The 15,166-nt window shown below is 55.3% G+C and carries 15 protein-coding genes; 8 read left to right on the plus strand and 7 right to left on the minus strand.

Annotated elements, in window-relative coordinates; genetic code table 11:
* Positions 1 to 7 precede the first annotated feature (7 nt).
* The 3 genes from mtaB to PYL13_RS00665 all read right to left on the minus strand — a co-directional run bounded on the left by mtaB (position 8) and on the right by PYL13_RS00665 (position 3,434).
* The gene (gene mtaB, locus PYL13_RS00655; protein WP_275643360.1) at positions 8 to 1,282 is read right to left on the minus strand and encodes a tRNA (N(6)-L-threonylcarbamoyladenosine(37)-C(2))-methylthiotransferase MtaB; all 1,275 of its coding nucleotides are present in this window, start codon (positions 1,280 to 1,282) and stop codon (positions 8 to 10) included.
* Positions 1,279 to 2,196 carry a diaminopimelate epimerase gene (gene dapF, locus PYL13_RS00660; protein WP_275643361.1) on the minus strand — a complete coding sequence of 306 codons (918 nt, stop codon included), beginning with the start codon at positions 2,194 to 2,196 and terminating at the stop codon, positions 1,279 to 1,281. The genes mtaB and dapF overlap by 4 nt, the downstream gene beginning before the upstream one ends.
* 170 nt (positions 2,197 to 2,366) lie before the next feature.
* Positions 2,367 to 3,434, minus strand: coding sequence for an MBL fold metallo-hydrolase (locus tag PYL13_RS00665; RefSeq protein WP_275643362.1), 1,068 nt, complete (start codon positions 3,432 to 3,434; stop codon positions 2,367 to 2,369).
* Positions 3,435 to 3,757: 323 nt separating this feature from the next.
* Between PYL13_RS00665 and ffh the strand changes: the two genes are divergently transcribed.
* The 5 genes from ffh to trmD all read left to right on the plus strand — a co-directional run bounded on the left by ffh (position 3,758) and on the right by trmD (position 7,526).
* The gene (gene ffh / locus PYL13_RS00670; RefSeq protein ID WP_192490465.1) at positions 3,758 to 5,332 is read left to right on the plus strand and encodes a signal recognition particle protein; all 1,575 of its coding nucleotides are present in this window, start codon (positions 3,758 to 3,760) and stop codon (positions 5,330 to 5,332) included.
* Between the two features lie 8 nt (positions 5,333 to 5,340).
* On the plus strand, positions 5,341 to 5,658 hold the full coding sequence (locus tag PYL13_RS00675; protein ID WP_192490466.1) for a chorismate mutase: 318 nt from the start codon (positions 5,341 to 5,343) through the stop codon (positions 5,656 to 5,658).
* Between the two features lie 33 nt (positions 5,659 to 5,691).
* Positions 5,692 to 6,069 (plus strand): 30S ribosomal protein S16, encoded by a 378-nt coding sequence (gene rpsP / locus PYL13_RS00680; RefSeq protein WP_192490467.1) that lies wholly within the window; start codon positions 5,692 to 5,694, stop codon positions 6,067 to 6,069.
* 181 nt (positions 6,070 to 6,250) lie between these two features.
* Positions 6,251 to 6,823, plus strand: a complete 573-nt coding sequence (gene rimM / locus PYL13_RS00685) for a ribosome maturation factor RimM (protein ID WP_192490468.1) — start codon at positions 6,251 to 6,253, stop codon at positions 6,821 to 6,823.
* Between the two features lies 1 nt (position 6,824).
* A complete protein-coding gene (gene trmD / locus PYL13_RS00690; RefSeq protein ID WP_275643363.1) occupies positions 6,825 to 7,526 on the plus strand; it encodes a tRNA (guanosine(37)-N1)-methyltransferase TrmD in 702 nt (233 codons plus the stop codon).
* Here trmD and PYL13_RS00695 read toward each other — a convergent pair.
* On the minus strand, positions 7,508 to 8,254 hold the full coding sequence (locus PYL13_RS00695; RefSeq protein WP_275643364.1) for a sulfite exporter TauE/SafE family protein: 747 nt from the start codon (positions 8,252 to 8,254) through the stop codon (positions 7,508 to 7,510). The two genes, trmD and PYL13_RS00695, sit on opposite strands and share 19 nt — an antisense overlap.
* 269 nt (positions 8,255 to 8,523) lie before the next feature.
* Here PYL13_RS00695 and rplS point away from each other — a divergent pair, with 269 nt between their 5' ends.
* From rplS to PYL13_RS00710, 3 genes are all read left to right on the plus strand, one after another.
* Positions 8,524 to 9,063 carry a 50S ribosomal protein L19 gene (gene rplS, locus PYL13_RS00700; RefSeq protein ID WP_259149051.1) on the plus strand — a complete coding sequence of 180 codons (540 nt, stop codon included), beginning with the start codon at positions 8,524 to 8,526 and terminating at the stop codon, positions 9,061 to 9,063.
* 233 nt (positions 9,064 to 9,296) lie between these two features.
* Complete coding sequence (locus tag PYL13_RS00705) at positions 9,297 to 9,980, plus strand: response regulator transcription factor (RefSeq protein WP_192490472.1); 684 nt, start codon at positions 9,297 to 9,299, stop codon at positions 9,978 to 9,980.
* A 167-nt stretch (positions 9,981 to 10,147) separates the two neighbouring features.
* Positions 10,148 to 10,603, plus strand: coding sequence for a cyclic nucleotide-binding domain-containing protein (locus PYL13_RS00710; protein WP_259149048.1), 456 nt, complete (start codon positions 10,148 to 10,150; stop codon positions 10,601 to 10,603).
* A gap of 18 nt (positions 10,604 to 10,621) precedes the next feature.
* Here PYL13_RS00710 and PYL13_RS00715 read toward each other — a convergent pair whose 3' ends face one another.
* From PYL13_RS00715 to PYL13_RS00725, 3 genes are all read right to left on the minus strand, one after another.
* A complete protein-coding gene (locus tag PYL13_RS00715) occupies positions 10,622 to 11,425 on the minus strand; it encodes an exodeoxyribonuclease III (protein ID WP_275643365.1) in 804 nt (267 codons plus the stop codon).
* A 135-nt stretch (positions 11,426 to 11,560) separates the two neighbouring features.
* The gene (locus tag PYL13_RS00720; RefSeq protein WP_275643366.1) at positions 11,561 to 12,241 is read right to left on the minus strand and encodes an outer membrane lipoprotein carrier protein LolA; all 681 of its coding nucleotides are present in this window, start codon (positions 12,239 to 12,241) and stop codon (positions 11,561 to 11,563) included.
* Between the two features lie 101 nt (positions 12,242 to 12,342).
* Positions 12,343 to 15,072, minus strand: a complete 2,730-nt coding sequence (locus tag PYL13_RS00725) for an FtsK/SpoIIIE family DNA translocase (RefSeq protein WP_250984235.1) — start codon at positions 15,070 to 15,072, stop codon at positions 12,343 to 12,345.
* Positions 15,073 to 15,166 lie beyond the last annotated feature (94 nt).

Consider the following 15,166-nt stretch of genomic DNA (forward strand, 5'->3'; position numbering starts at 1 on the left):
CTTTTTCTCAGGCCGCGTTTGCAGCCAGAAGTTCCATTGTAAGGTGCTTGCCGTTGTGACCGGTAATCGCAACACGCGCAAGAGTGCGCGGCTCAAGCGATGGGGCTGCAACCAGCGTAAAATTATCGGTATGCGAAAAACCGTTGTTTTCAACCAGAATAGTCTGCTCGCTGCCAACCATATTTTGCAGATGACGAAGTTTTAGCACCTCACCCCGCTCACGCAGCCTTGCCGCACGCTCTTTCACCAGACCACGGTCAAGCTGCGGCATGCGCGCTGCCGGTGTTCCAGCACGCGGACTGTAGGGAAAAACATGCAGATTGGAAATGCCGCACTCTTCCGCAAGTGTGGCAGCATTTTCGAACATGTTTTCGGTTTCCGTGGGGAAACCGACGATCATGTCAGCGCCAAACGCAATATCAGGCCGCAGAGCCCTTACCTCGTTGCAGAAACGAATGGCATCATCGCGCAGATGACGGCGCTTCATACGTTTCAGGATCATGTCGTCGCCATGCTGCAGCGAGAGATGCAGATGCGGCATGAACCGTGGCTCATCGGCGATCAGATCCATCAAATGTTTGTCTGCTTCTATGCTGTCGATAGAAGACAGGCGCAGACGCAGGATATCCGGCACCTGTTTCAGCAAGGTCTTGGCGAGATAACCAAGCGAAGGTTCACCCGGCAGATCAGCACCATAACTGGTCGCATCCACCCCGGTCAGCACGATTTCGCGGTAACCACTTTCGGTCAGCTTGCGGGCCTGTTCGACAACCGCTCCCATCGGCACCGAGCGAGAATTACCGCGACCATAGGGAATGATACAAAAGGTGCAACGATGGTCACAGCCATTCTGTACCTGAATAAACGCGCGAACGTGCCCGTCAATATGTTTGACCATCTGCGGCGCTGTCGCCTTGATGCTCATGATATCGTTGACGCGCAATTTTTCTTCCGCTGACACACCAAAATCCGGAAGGGCGCGGTAGGAAGCGCTTTTCAGTTTCTCCTCATTACCAAGTACGGCATCCACCTCCGGCATGTCAGCAAAGGTCAGCTTCTCAGTCTGTGCAGCACAACCTGTGACAATGATGCGAGCGTGCGGATTGTCGCGGCGCGCACGCCGAATGGCCTGGCGCGCCTGACGCACAGCCTCGCCCGTCACAGCACAGGTATTGACCAGAACAGCATTGTTGAGCCCGGCTTTTTCCGCCTCGGCCTTCATCACTTCCGATTCATAGGTATTCAGACGACAGCCGAAGGTAATGACCTCGACGCCGCTCATTTTACTGAAGCCTCACTGGACGATGTCTCACCGGCTTCATCGCGCTGCCAAGTGCCATTCTGAGGATCAACGGCACCGGACCATTCCCATTCGGCAGGACCAGTCATGATGACATGATCATCATCGCGCCATTCGATGGTCAGCGGCACACGGATCGGGCTTGAGGCAACATCGATGGTCACGGTACGCCCAGTTTTTCCCGTGCGCGCCGCGCTGACGCCGGCTGCACAGGCGGCAGAACCGCAGGCAAGCGTCAGACCCGCACCACGCTCCCATGTGCGGGTGCGCAGTGATGCGTCTGACGTGACCTGCGCCAACGTTATATTGGCCTTTTCCGGAAACATCGGATGGTTCTCAAGCAGTGGGCCGAAACGTTCCAGATCAAAATCCATCGGATCACGATTAACCCAGAAGATCGCATGTGGATTGCCCATCGACATCACAGCCGGCGAATGCAGAATGGGATTATCGATCGGCCCGATCTGCAATTCGATGCGGCTGGTATCATGGAACTCCTCAGACAGAGGAATTTCCTGCCAGCCAAACCGGGGCTTGCCCATGTCGACCGAAATCATGCCATCCTCGTGTTCGACAGCATTCAGAATGCCGGCAACAGTCTGGAAGGTGAAGGTCTTTTTGCCTGTTTCGGACGACAGCGCCTGCACCACACAGCGCGTACCATTGCCACACGCCTGCGCCTTGGTGCCATCACAGTTGAGAATATCGATATAAGCGTCGGTACCGGCAAGTTTGGGGTCATGGATCGCCATGATCTGATCGAACTGCGTGGCTGTATCCGCATTCAGCGCAATCGCAGCTTCCGGCGTGACATTGTCAGTGCGGCCGCGCATATCGACAACCAGGATCTTGTTTCCAAGTCCATTCATCTTCGCAAATTCGACCGTGTTCGCCATAGCTCGTGTACCTGATAGAGAAAATGCCCGTCACAGAGAGCAGGCTTATTTTGCCCTATATGGCGGAAAGTGCAGCAAATTACCAGCCTTGAGCCAACATGCATGGCATGCGTCAGCCGCGTATGACCATGGCTGCGAACAGTGGTTGGCCCTAATCCTGAAAAGGCCACTCACACAGGAACGTCAAAAACCTCACCGGGACGCATCGGTCGGAAACGGCTGTGCTCCAGCCCTTTTTCATTGAGCGCCAGTTGAAGCGCAAACACCGGTGCATCAATCGCCTCATCAGTCAGCTGAACGGTACCCCAGTGATGACCGCAGACATGCCGCGCATCACATAGTACCATGCCCTCCACCGCCTCGGCCGGGTTCTGGTGTTGCCCCTTCATAAACCAGCGTGGTTCGTAGGCACCAAACGGCAGGTTTGCCAGGCGAAACGCGCCATGTTTTTCCTTCACAGCCCGATAGTTGTTGCCCTGAAAGAAACCGGTATCGCCAATGTGGTATATTTTACCACCCGGTGTCTCGATGACAAACGCCGCCCAGAGCGCCATACGCCGATCATTCAAACCACGCGCAGACCAATGATGGCAGGGCTCCACGTGAATTTTCACGCCGTTACCAGCGGTGATCACATCGCCCCAATCACCGACCTCTATCTTCGCATCAGGCACATCGGACAGGATAATGCTGTCATTGCCCAGTGGCGTAATGAATGTTGGTTTATGGGCAGCCTGCAATCGCTTCAAGGTCTCGATATCGAGATGGTCGTAATGATTATGTGTCACCAGAACGATGTCGATTGGCGGAAGATCCTCGAACACGATACCGGGCGGATTGACCCGCTTCGGGCCGGCGAAGGAAAAAGGGCTCGTCCGCTGCGACCAAACCGGATCAGCCAGGATGTTCAGGCCGGCCGTCTGGATCAGGAAAGACGCGTGACCGACAAAAGTAATGCGCAAATCGGCGCCATTGACCCGCTGGTCCGGTTTTGCGGTCGGATAAGGACTGGGATAATCCTGCGGCCAAGTGGCCTTTGCACCGTTGGTGCGCCATTTCAAAAGATCAAAAAAATTCCCCGGAGGTTCACCACCGGGGTTAAAAAAACGTGTCCCGTCAAAGTGATCGGAAACCGGGCCGTGATAATAGCCAGCCGCCTTCGACTTGGTGGCGGCAAAAACACCACCCGCAGCAAGCGCGGCCAGAGCTGACAATCGAAAAAGGTTGCGACGTTTCATCGCGATGATATAGCCACGGCACCGGCTATATTCAATGTGACAGGACCTTGCTTTGCCATCACATTGCCGGGAGTTATTGCCCAAGGCCTCTAAAACACCTGAGAGCCTTGACTTTCCCATCACTTTCCTGTTTATCCGCACCGATTAGCTGGCAGTTTCAAGACTCCAAGCCACCGACCGGGACCCGAAAAGGTATAAAGAGATCCCGGAGGTCAACACCCGACAGCGCGTCGCGCCCTCGGGTGCTTTTTGGCTTTGCGTCTTGTTTTTGCCAGCAAAAGCACCGACGTTTCGGAAACCCCGGAACGAAGAAGGAAGAAACGATGTTTGAAAACCTCCAGGACCGCCTTGGTTCCATTCTAAATGGACTGACCGGCCGTGGCGCGCTGTCGGAAGCCGATGTATCGGCAGCCCTGCGCGAGGTTCGCCGCGCGCTTTTGGAAGCCGACGTGGCGCTGGAAGTTGTACGTTCCTTCACGGACAAGGTGCGTGAAAAGGCAGTTGGCGCTTCCGTTCTAAAGTCCATCAAGCCTGGCCAGATGGTTGTGAAGATCGTTCACGACGAGCTGGTTGAAATGCTGGGTTCTGAAGGCGTTTCAATCGACCTTCATGCACCGGCCCCTGTTGTTATCATGATGGTGGGTCTGCAGGGTTCTGGTAAGACAACCACCACCGGCAAAATCGCCAAGCGCCTGACCGACCGCGAGAAGAAGAAGGTGCTGATGGCATCTCTCGACACGCGTCGTCCAGCCGCCCAGGAACAGCTGCGCCAGCTTGGCGTACAGACCGGCATCGACACCCTGCCTGTTATCGCCGGACAGTCCCCGACAGATATCGCCGCACGCGCCGTTCAGGCTGCGAAACTCGGCGGCCATGACGTCGTCATCCTCGATACGGCTGGCCGTACCCACATCGACGAACCGTTGATGCTGGAAATGGCCGATATCAAGAAGAAGTCCAACCCGCATGAAATCCTGCTGGTTGCCGACAGCTTGACCGGTCAGGACGCCGTCAATCTCGCCCGCAATTTCGATGAGCGCGTTGGCATCACCGGCCTTGTCCTGACCCGTATGGACGGTGATGGCCGCGGCGGTGCCGCCCTTTCGATGCGCGCTGTTACCGGCAAGCCGATCAAGCTGATTGGTACGGGCGAGCGTATGGGCGAACTGGATGAATTCCATCCACGCCGTATCGCAGACCGTATTCTCGGCATGGGCGACATTGTTTCGCTGGTTGAAAAAGCCGCTGAAAACATCGACGCCGAAAAAGCCCGCGCCATGGCCGAAAAAATGGCCAAGGGCAAATTCGACCTCAATGATCTTGCTGACCAACTTGCCCAGATGAAAAAGATGGGCGGCATGGGCGGCATCATGGGTCTGATGCCCGGCATGGCAGGCATGAAGGACAAGATGGCTTCGGCCGGTCTGAACGACAAGATGTTCGACCGCCAGATCGCCATCATCTCGTCGATGACCAAGGCTGAGCGTGCCAATCCTGATATGCTCAAGCATAGCCGCAAAAAGCGTATCGCTGCCGGTTCCGGCACCGATGCCGCCGAAATCAACAAGCTGCTCAAGATGCATCGCGGCATGGCCGATATGATGAAAGCCATGGGCGGTAAAGGCAAGGGCGGCATCATGAAGCAGATGATGGGCGGCCTGGCAGGTAAGATGGGCCTTGGCGGCATGGGTGGAATGGGCGGCATGCCTGATCTCGCCAACATGGACCCCAAGCAGCTTGAAGCCTTGCAGAAGCAGGCCGAAGCCGCAGGACTGACCAAACCAGGCGCAATGCCAGGCCTCGGTGGCCTGCCAGGCGGACTTCCCGGTCTGGGCGGCGGCGGATTGCCCGGCCTTGGTGGAATTCCCGGCCTACCCGGCTTTCCGAAGAAGAAGTGAGTGCGATCATGACCAATTCTGAAGTGAAAGCCCAGCTCGCAGAATACCGCCAGTCCATCGACAACATCGATGCAGCACTGGTCCATGTTCTGGCTGAACGGTTCCGCTGCACCAAGGCAGTCGGTGTCCTGAAAGCCAAGTACGAATTGCCGCCGGCAGATCCGGCGCGCGAAGAATACCAGATCGAACGCCTTCGCCGTCTGGCAAAGGATGCCAATCTGGATCCGGATTTCGCCGAGAAGTTCTTGAACTTCATCATCAAGGAAGTCATCCGGCATCATGAAGCAATCGCTGCCGAACATGGCAGCAACGAAAAGACCGCCTGATAGGCGGACACGACATCTCAAGGAGTAAATGACATGACACTTAAAATTCGTCTCGCACGCGGTGGTTCCAAGAAGCGCCCTTACTACCAGATCGTAGTTGCTGACGCCCGTTCGCCACGCGACGGCCGTTTCCTCGAAAAGGTTGGTTCCTGGAACCCAATGCTGGCCAAGGACAACCCACTGCGCATCGAACTGAACGCTGACCTGGTGAAGACCTGGCTTGAAAAGGGCGCACAGCCAACCGACCGCGTTCTGCGCTTCCTGAACGAAGCTGGTATTGCTGAGCGTGCAACACGCAGCAACCCAGACAAGGCAAAGCCAGGCAAGAAGGCGCTGGAGCGTATTGCTGAGAAGAAGCAGAAGGCTGAAGACGCCGCTGCTGCTGCTGCAGAAGCTTCTGCTGCCGAATAAGTCCGGCATTTATGCATCAAGAAGCGGGTGGCATGGTTCATGCTGCCCGTTTTTGTTTTGAAACACTTGAGCCATCGACGTTTTAAAAGCGCAACTGGCCGGGTTTCAGGCATTTTTTGTTTCAATTTCGAATGCATGCTTTTACAAGCATCTTCATCAACATTCTCCAACGGACGAGCCCATGGCAAAGCTGGAAAACCCGATTCTGATGGCCAAAATCGGCGCGGCGCAAGGCCTGCGCGGTGAAGTGCGCGTCAGCTCCTATACAGACGACGCTATGGCGCTCGGCGATTACGGCAACCTTGTAGCGGCTGACGGACGTGTTTTCGAAATTCTCGAAATGCGCGAGAACAAGACGGTGGTGATCGTCAGGTTCCGTGGCATCAACGATCGCAATGCGGCAGAAGCCCTGAACGGTCTTGAGCTTTTCATCGATCGGGAAAATCTGCCCGACGACGAACTTGATGATGACGAGTTTTTCTACACCGATCTGGAAGGGCTTGAAGCCGTTGACGCCGATGGCAAGAGCTATGGTTCGGTCACCGCCGTTCATGACTTTGGCGCTGGCGACCTGTTGGAGCTGAAAGGTGCGGGAAGACGTCCTGCCCTTATTCCTTTCTCGGAAGCGGCGGTTCTGGAAATCGATCTCGAAGCTGGCAAGATCCTCATTGACCCGATGGCCGCCGGACTGATCGATAATCCCGATGATGGCAAGGACGATCCTGACCATCCGGTTTTCGGCAAGAAGAAATAACATGACCTTCAAGGCCACCGTACTCACACTATACCCGGAAATGTTTCCGGGACATTTGGGCTACTCACTCGCTGGCAAGGCGCTTGAGCGTGAACAGTGGTCGTTGGAAACGGTGCAGATCCGCGAATTTGCAACAGACAAACATCGCAGCGTAGACGACACGCCCGCAGGCGGTGGTGCCGGAATGGTGTTGAAACCGGACGTTCTGGCACGGGCCATTGATCACGTTTCGCAGGGTGATAACAGACCACGTCTGTTGATGAGCCCACGCGGAAAGCCTTTGACACAGGAGCGCGTGCGCCAACTGGCCGAGGCAGAAGGCGCCATTATCGTTTGCGGTCGCTTTGAAGGCATCGACCAGCGGGTGATTGATGCCCGCAATCTCGAAGAGGTCTGCATTGGCGATTACATTTTGTCCGGCGGTGAACCGGCAGCGCTGACGCTTCTGGATGCGGTGGTGCGTATTCTGCCAGGCGTGATGGGCAACGACCTCTCTGGCGTGCATGAGAGTTTCGAGGGCGGCCTGTTGGAACACCCGCACTATACCCGTCCTCAAGTGTGGGAAGAGCGCGATATTCCCGCTGTTCTGACCTCTGGAAACCACGCTGCCATTGAAAAATGGCGACGCGAACAGGCACTCGCCCTGACACGCGAACGTCGGCCTGATCTTCTGCCAAAAGACAGTCAGAGCGTGAAGAAATAATACCCTGTCAGCATGGTTCCGACGGCAACGACAAGCAGACGCACCAGCCACTGCGGCACACGTCTTGCGATATGAACCCCAACATATCCGCCGATCGCAGCACCTGGGATCATCACCAGCGCCGCCATCCATGAGACAACGCCTCCACTGACAAAAACAACAATGGCGATAAAGGCAACGACGACCGACAGCAGGTTTTTCAACGCGTTCATGTAGTGATAGCTGCCACCCGTCGTCAGGCCGAGGACGGCCAACATCATGATGCCAAGACCGGCGCTGAAAAAGCCGCCGTAGATGGACACCAATCCCTGGCACAGCACACTGGACAGGTTACCCGCCGAACTTTCAGTGCTGGATTTGGGCCTCAGCCACGGACCGGCGGCAAAAAGCACGGTTGCAGCAAGCAACAGCCAAGGCACCAGTTGCCGGAAGGAACTGTTGTCCAACGACAGCAAGAGAAGCGCACCCATCAATGCGCCAATCACTGAAACGATGCATAACACAACGGCCTCGCGCCAATGGCGCCTGATTTCCGGTAGGTAGGCGATGGCCGAGGTTACATAGCCCGGAAACTGCACGATCGCGGATGTCGCATTGGCCGAGATCGGTGTGATGCCAGCCAGTGTCATGGCACCAAATGTCAAAAACGTGCCACCACCGGCAATGGCATTGGCTACTCCGGCAAAAAGCCCTGTCGCAAATAAAAGAACTGCCATAAAGATCGACATGGAACCTCTCCCGGGAATGGGCATGCCATATAGCGTGCTTTTGAGCCTCGCAATCCATGCTGAACCGGCTTTTGGTGATAAATATTGCGTTTAATGGGATGACAAATGCGCCACTTTGCTGTATTTGCGCCCGTGGAAATGGGAAATATCCCTTAACCGCAAGCAAAGAATGGTGAATTCGCTCCTGCCGCAAGGCAAACCCTCGAGGCTTTGATCCAAGAGGACCATGTTGAGCGCTCTGGCTGTTTCAGAAGAAATCAGAGGTTAATATGACTAACATTATCGAACAGCTGGAAGCCGAACAGGCCGCCAAGATTGCTGCCAAGCGCACCCTGCCTGAGTTCTCCCCAGGTGACACCGTTCGCGTTAACGTACGCGTTACGGAAGGTACCCGTACACGCGTACAGGCTTACGAAGGTGTCGTTATCGCCCGTTCCGGCGGCGGCATCAACGAGAGCTTCACAGTTCGCAAAATCTCCTACGGCGAAGGCGTTGAGCGCGTATTCCCGATGTACTCTCCGCTGGTTGAAGGCGTTGAAGTTGTTCGTCGCGGTAAGGTTCGTCGCGCGAAGCTGTACTACCTGCGCGACCGTCGCGGTAAGTCTGCACGTATCATTGAAAACACTGGTACACGCGCTCGCAAGCTGAACGATGCTGAGCGTCAGGCAATTGCCGAAGAAAAGGCACGTCTGGAAGCTGAAAAGGTTGCAGCAGCACAGGCTCTGGCCGCCGAAAAGGCAGCAGCAGAAGCCGCTGAAGCAAAGGCTGCTGAAGAAGCAGCAAAGGCAGCAGAAGCAGCTGCTGAATAAGATTTCGAATGAGGCCTCGGCCTCGTTCTGGATATCGGAAGGCCGCACCGGAAACGGGGCGGCCTTTTTATTTGCGCTGACGAGGTGCTTTGAGCGCGAAAAACAACCCGAAAATCATGGCAGGAGGCACTAATCGCCCATTATCACGCTTTTTTGCCTTTTATCCTGCGTTCTGAGCACTAAATATGAGTTCGAACCGCAAACAAGTTATTGAAACAAAAGGCAAGCAACGCATGACGGCTCGAACAATCCTTCTTGTTGACGACGATGATGACCTGCGTGAGACGCTGAGCGAGCAGTTGTCGCCCTATGAGGAGTTCTCGCTGCTGACAGGCGCAAACGCTGCCAAGGCCATCCAGACGGTCAAGGACGCGCAGGTTGACTTGCTGATCATGGATGTTGGCCTGCCTGACATGGATGGGCGTGAAGCGGTCAAATTGATGCGCAAGGGCGGCTTCAAGGCACCAATCATCATGCTGACAGGCCATGACACCGATTCCGATACAATCCTCGGTCTCGAGGCTGGCGCTAACGACTACGTCACCAAACCGTTCCGCTTTGCGGTGCTGCTGGCGCGCATCCGCGCACAGTTGCGCCAGTACGAGCAGAGTGAAGACGCCGTCTTTACGGTTGGTCCGTACCAGTTCAAGCCGAGCCAGAAGCTTCTGACGACGGAAGACAACAAGAAGATCCGCCTGACGGAAAAAGAAGCAGCGATCATCCGTTATCTTTACAGAGCCGGAAATGCGGTTGTCACCCGCGACGTTCTGCTGGAAGAGGTCTGGGGCTATAACTCTGGTGTAACCACTCATACTTTGGAAACACACGTCTACCGCCTGCGCCAGAAGATTGAACGCGATCCTTCCAACGCCGAAATCCTTATTACTGAAAACGGCGGCTACAAGATCGTTCCGTGAATTTTGCGTTCGTAAGTGTGACCGACACGTCAGATCGCACTACAAGCGCAGGAAAACGATATGACAGTGCGTTTCCATACCTTGCTCGGGCTGGAAATGCACTGCGTTTTGGTGTTTTGATGCGCGCAATATTTCTTTAAAAAACGCAACGCATTGCGGAGCATGTTATGGCATTGATGGACGACATTCGGCTGCTTTCGCAGGTTCCGCTGTTTGCGGGCCTCAGCGAAGATCAGTTGCGTCTGATCGCCTTTGGTGCCGAGCGTCGCCGGGTGTCGACGGGTCAGTTGCTGTTTCGCGAAAACTCACCGGCCGAATGCGCTTTTCTGGTGATCAAGGGATTGTTTGAACTGTCCAACATGGGGCGTGGCGGAAAGCCTGTTCTGGCCACACGGTCGGGTGAAGGCACGCTTCTGTCGGAACTCGCACTTTTTACGCTGTGTGAACGTAAATTCACGGCCGTAGCAGCCGAAGATTCAGAGGTTATCAGGATAACCCGCACCCTCTTCCACCGTCTGGTCGAAGAATATCCTGATGTGGCCGACATGGTTATCGCACGTATTCGCGATAACCTCGCATCACTGGCATCTGGGGCTGCGGCCATGCAGCACCGTTTCAACTAAAAATTCCCGAAACCGAGTTCAAAACTTGAAATGGGCAGTCACCGGAACGTGGTCGGATGGCCGGTTCCAGCCGCGTGCTTCGCGCAGGATCTCGATCTTGTCCAGCGATGGGCCAAGATCCGGCGATGACCAGATATGGTCCAGACGACGGCCACGGTTGGCCACATCCCATTCCTTGGCGCGGTAGCTCCACCACGTGTAAATCTTTTCGCTGTCCGGTACGTTAAGGCGCATCAGGTCCAGCCAGTCGCCTTTCTTCATCACATCCAGCAAACCTTCGGTTTCGACAGGTGTATGGCTGACGATCTTCAAAAGCTGCTTGTGTGACCAGACGTCATTCTCCAGTGGCGCGATGTTCAGATCACCGACCAGAATGGAGGAAAGCCCCGGACCGGCATTGGACTTCAGCACCTTCATCTCCTCGATAAAATCCAGCTTGTGACCGAATTTCGGGTTGATGCTGCGATCCGGCTCATCGCCACCAGCCGGCACATAAAAATTATGAACGCGAATCCGACGTGAACCGGCTTCCACGATTGCCGAAACATGACGGGCATCACCCACGCCACAATAGTCCTGACGGTGATCTTCGCTCAGCGGCAGCTTGGAGGCAATCGCCACGCCGTGGTAGCCCTTTTGGCCGTGGATCATCACATGTTCATATCCCAGCGCCTTGAGCGGCTTCAGAGGAAACTCACCATTGGGACATTTCGTTTCCTGAAGGCACAGTACGTCGGGCTGGTAACGGACAAGAAACTGTTCAACGATCGGCATGCGCAACCGCACGGAATTGATGTTCCAGGTGGTTATCGAAAATGTCATGAATTGCTCCGCGTTCCCATGTACCGGCAAGGCCGGTAACCCTTGCGGCAGGCTTACACTATCGAACCGGAAACCTGAACAAAAAAGGCGGCCTAAAGCCGCCTTTCCGTGGAACAGTGCAAAACCGCCAGCAGCTTATTTGCCGCGGCGACGCACTTCATCATAATTGATATTGAACACACGCTTGTCAAAGTCGACACCGGTCTGAACATTAAAGATCATCACGGTGGTGTCCTTGTTCTGGGTGTCAGTGGTCGTCCACTGGCGCAGATCAAAGGTTTTAGGGTCAAACATCAATGTAATTGTGGCTTCACCAAAAATGCTCTTGTCACCAAGCACGATGGTGGTGAGGTCTGGCTCTTCCTTGACGTTCTTAACCTTGTCGTTGGACAGGTCGATCTTGTTGGACAAAAGTAGGCTGAGTGGTGTCTTGGACAGCGGGTAAATATCCCAGGTCTTCAGCTTCATATTGCCGATGACGACGTTGTTGCCATCAGAGATAACACGCATTGGCGATGGGTCTTCATAATTGAAGCGCAATTTGCCGGGCCGCTCGATGTAAAACTTGCCACCGGTCTGTTCGCCACGTGGGCCAAACTGCACAAATTCACCCATCATGGTTTTGACGGACGAAAAGTGATTGGCAATCTTCTGGGCGGTTGCGTTGGCCGGGGCCTGCGCCAAAGCAGCAACCGGCGAAAGCCCAACTGCGGCAAACACACCCGCCATGGAAACGGCCGACAACAATCCGCGACGTGTAACGCCCGGTTGTTCCAAGCCTTCATTCGTGTCACGGACCGGTGTGATTTCGTTCATACTATTCTCCTTCATCGCTCACCCAAATGCCTTGAAAAGGCGGCAGCTTCATGACGTTTCAGGTTAACAAACGTTCATGCTGCCCAAGGGGTTGCGCAGATTTATCGCTCGATGATGTCGGCTTCCGTCGGCACGAGAATTTCGCGCTTGCCGGCATGGTTCGCCGGACCGATGACGCCTTCCTTTTCCATACGTTCGATCAGTGAAGCGGCACGGTTGTAACCAATGCCAAGACGTCGCTGGATGTAGGACGTCGATGCCTTGCCATCCCGCAGAACCACGGCAACGGCCTGATCGTAAGGATCTTCCGAATCCGCAAGGTTGCTGGTTCCGGCAGGTCCACCACCGGCACCACCGTCTTCATCTTCATCGATGGTGATGGCTTCGAGATATTCCGGTGCACCCTGTGTCTTCAGATAGGCAACGATTTCCTCGACTTCATTATCCGATACGAAAGGACCGTGAACACGCTGGATACGTCCGCCGCCCGCCATGTAAAGCATGTCACCCATGCCAAGAAGCTGCTCGGCGCCCTGCTCTCCAAGGATCGTGCGGCTGTCGATCTTCGACGTTACCTGGAAGGAGATACGGGTTGGGAAGTTGGCCTTGATCGTACCGGTAATAACGTCAACCGATGGGCGCTGCGTTGCCATGATAACGTGGATACCGGCAGCACGGGCCATCTGTGCCAGACGCTGTACGGCACCTTCAATGTCCTTGCCGGCGACCATCATCAGGTCGGCCATTTCGTCGATGATCACAACGATATAGGGGATCGGCTTGAGATCGAACTCCTCCGTCTCATAGATTGCTTCGCCGGTCTGGCGGTCAAAGCCAGTCTGAACGGTACGTGTCAGCACTTCACCCTTGTCCAGCGCCTGCTGAACACGCGAGTTGAACCCATCGATGTTACGCACACCGATCTTCGACATCTTTTTGTAACGTTCTTCCATCTCGCGCACGGTCCACTTGAGCGCGACAACAGCCTTCTTCGGATCGGTCACCACTGGCGACAACAGGTGCGGAATACCGTCATAGACAGACAATTCCAACATCTTCGGATCAATCATAATCAGGCGGCACTGCTCTGGGGACAAACGGTAGAGCAAGGACAGGATCATCGTGTTGATGGCAACAGACTTACCCGAACCGGTCGTACCAGCCACCAGCAGGTGAGGCATCTTGGCAAGGTCGGCGATAACAGGTTCACCGCCAATGGTCTTGCCGAGCGACATGGCGAGCTTTGCCTTGCTGCCCTCGAAATCACGGCTGCCGATCAGTTCGCGCAGATAAACCGTTTCACGGCTGTGGTTCGGCAATTCGATACCGATGGCATTACGGCCGGGGACCACGGCAACACGCGCTGCAATCGCACTCATTGAGCGGGCAATATCATCGGCAAGGCCGATAACACGCGACGATTTGATACCTGGCGCAGGCTCCAGTTCATAAAGCGTAACAACAGGACCCGGGCGGACATGAATGATTTCACCCTTAACGCCAAAGTCTTCCAGAACACCTTCCAGCATGCGGGCATTCTGCTCGAGCATTTCTTCGCTCAGCGTATGGTCACGCACCACACCCTTTGGCTCTGCCAGAAGATGAACCGAAGGAAGCTGGAAGCCATCAGGATCGATAAAGGATGCCTGTGCCTCACGCATGACCCGCGCACTTGGCTGCGGACGCGTAACCTGCGGCGTTACACGCAGCGGGTTTTTCTGACCATTGGCCGGGCGTGGTGTGCCTGCCACGAAGTTCTCTGCCTGCATGTCGAGATCATCATCATCGTCATCCGCAGACAGGATACCTGCAGGAAGACGGCGTTCATCGACATCAAATGGTGGCTCGTCATCCTCTTCATCACCAATCGAGATTGGCGGCGGCGCAACGACGCGACGTTCGGACTGTGCACGCGCTTCTGCACGCTGCTCGAACGAGGGTTCGGTGCGCTGTGTTATGCGGGCTGGTTGCGCTGGGGTATGACGGGCGGGTGCTTCATCCGCGACAAAATCATCGTCTTCGTCGTTGAAGTCATAAGGCTGCTCGAAATCATTGCGGAAAGACGCACGTGGTTTGATGCCGAAAATGCGGCGTGCCCGCGCCTGCGTAATGTACCAGTAGTGGGCAGCAGCGCCGATTGGCAGAATACGGTAGAGGAAACTTTCGCTATCATCCTCATCATCTTCTTCCATGTCACGCAAGCTGCGCGCCTTGCTGGTCGAGACTACGGCAGGCTTGTCGTCTTCTTCATCTTCATCGGCCTGCGCACCGGTAATGATGCCAGAGGCAAACAACAGCATCCAGGTCGCCGGTACAGCAAAAATGCAGCCGATGATCATGGCGAAGGTACCGGTAGGATACGCACCGATGAACAGGGCTGGAAAACGCAGGATCATGTCACCGATCACTCCGCCAATGCCATTCGGCAGCGGCCAGGTGGCGGGTGCGGTAAAACAGCCAATCGCAGCGGCAGACACGAATGCACCACCAAGCCAGGCGGCAACCCGCGCCGGAATACGCCGCAGCCGTCGACCCGAGATCATGCAGAATGACCACGCCAATATCGGCAGCAAACTGACGATTGCCGACAGGCCGAAGAACTGCATCAGAAGATCGGCAAAGGCCGCACCGCTATAACCGAGAATGTTAGTCGGTTGATTCGATGTTGCGTATGACAAGCTCGGATCAGAAACGTTCCACGTCGCCAGAGCGGCAACAGCCAGCGCAAGCGCGATAAAAACAGTGAAACCAGCAAGCGCAATGATCTGACGCATCAGAAATGCGCTCAGCGCAAAGCGATGCGGACCGTCGTCCCAAGCCGGAGAATTCATTTTTCCCATGTCCTGAACCCGTAAATTCGCAGTCCCACAGGCAAGGACGCCCATAGACACAATTCCAGATGACAGGTCAAAATATCCGAAGGAG

This window comes from Agrobacterium sp. Azo12, from assembly GCF_029193765.2.
GTDB lineage: Bacteria > Pseudomonadota > Alphaproteobacteria > Rhizobiales > Rhizobiaceae > Agrobacterium.

Excerpts from the sequence above, each read along its gene's own strand:
- mtaB (WP_275643360.1), bottom strand. The coding sequence starts at position 1,282 with ATGAGCGGCGTCGAGGTCATTACCTTCGGCTGTCGTCTGAATACCTAT.
- PYL13_RS00695 (WP_275643364.1), bottom strand. The coding sequence starts at position 8,254 with ATGTCGATCTTTATGGCAGTTCTTTTATTTGCGACAGGGCTTTTTGCC.
- rpsP (WP_192490467.1), top strand. The coding sequence starts at position 5,692 with ATGACACTTAAAATTCGTCTCGCACGCGGTGGTTCCAAGAAGCGCCCT.
- PYL13_RS00665 (WP_275643362.1), bottom strand. The coding sequence starts at position 3,434 with ATGAAACGTCGCAACCTTTTTCGATTGTCAGCTCTGGCCGCGCTTGCT.
- PYL13_RS00675 (WP_192490466.1), top strand. The coding sequence starts at position 5,341 with ATGACCAATTCTGAAGTGAAAGCCCAGCTCGCAGAATACCGCCAGTCC.
- PYL13_RS00710 (WP_259149048.1), top strand. The coding sequence starts at position 10,148 with ATGGCATTGATGGACGACATTCGGCTGCTTTCGCAGGTTCCGCTGTTT.
- PYL13_RS00705 (WP_192490472.1), top strand. The coding sequence starts at position 9,297 with ATGACGGCTCGAACAATCCTTCTTGTTGACGACGATGATGACCTGCGT.
- rimM (WP_192490468.1), top strand. The coding sequence starts at position 6,251 with ATGGCAAAGCTGGAAAACCCGATTCTGATGGCCAAAATCGGCGCGGCG.
- ffh (WP_192490465.1), top strand. The coding sequence starts at position 3,758 with ATGTTTGAAAACCTCCAGGACCGCCTTGGTTCCATTCTAAATGGACTG.
- rplS (WP_259149051.1), top strand. The coding sequence starts at position 8,524 with ATGACTAACATTATCGAACAGCTGGAAGCCGAACAGGCCGCCAAGATT.
- PYL13_RS00715 (WP_275643365.1), bottom strand. The coding sequence starts at position 11,425 with ATGACATTTTCGATAACCACCTGGAACATCAATTCCGTGCGGTTGCGC.
- PYL13_RS00725 (WP_250984235.1), bottom strand. The coding sequence starts at position 15,072 with ATGAATTCTCCGGCTTGGGACGACGGTCCGCATCGCTTTGCGCTGAGC.
- trmD (WP_275643363.1), top strand. The coding sequence starts at position 6,825 with ATGACCTTCAAGGCCACCGTACTCACACTATACCCGGAAATGTTTCCG.
- PYL13_RS00720 (WP_275643366.1), bottom strand. The coding sequence starts at position 12,241 with ATGAACGAAATCACACCGGTCCGTGACACGAATGAAGGCTTGGAACAA.
- dapF (WP_275643361.1), bottom strand. The coding sequence starts at position 2,196 with ATGGCGAACACGGTCGAATTTGCGAAGATGAATGGACTTGGAAACAAG.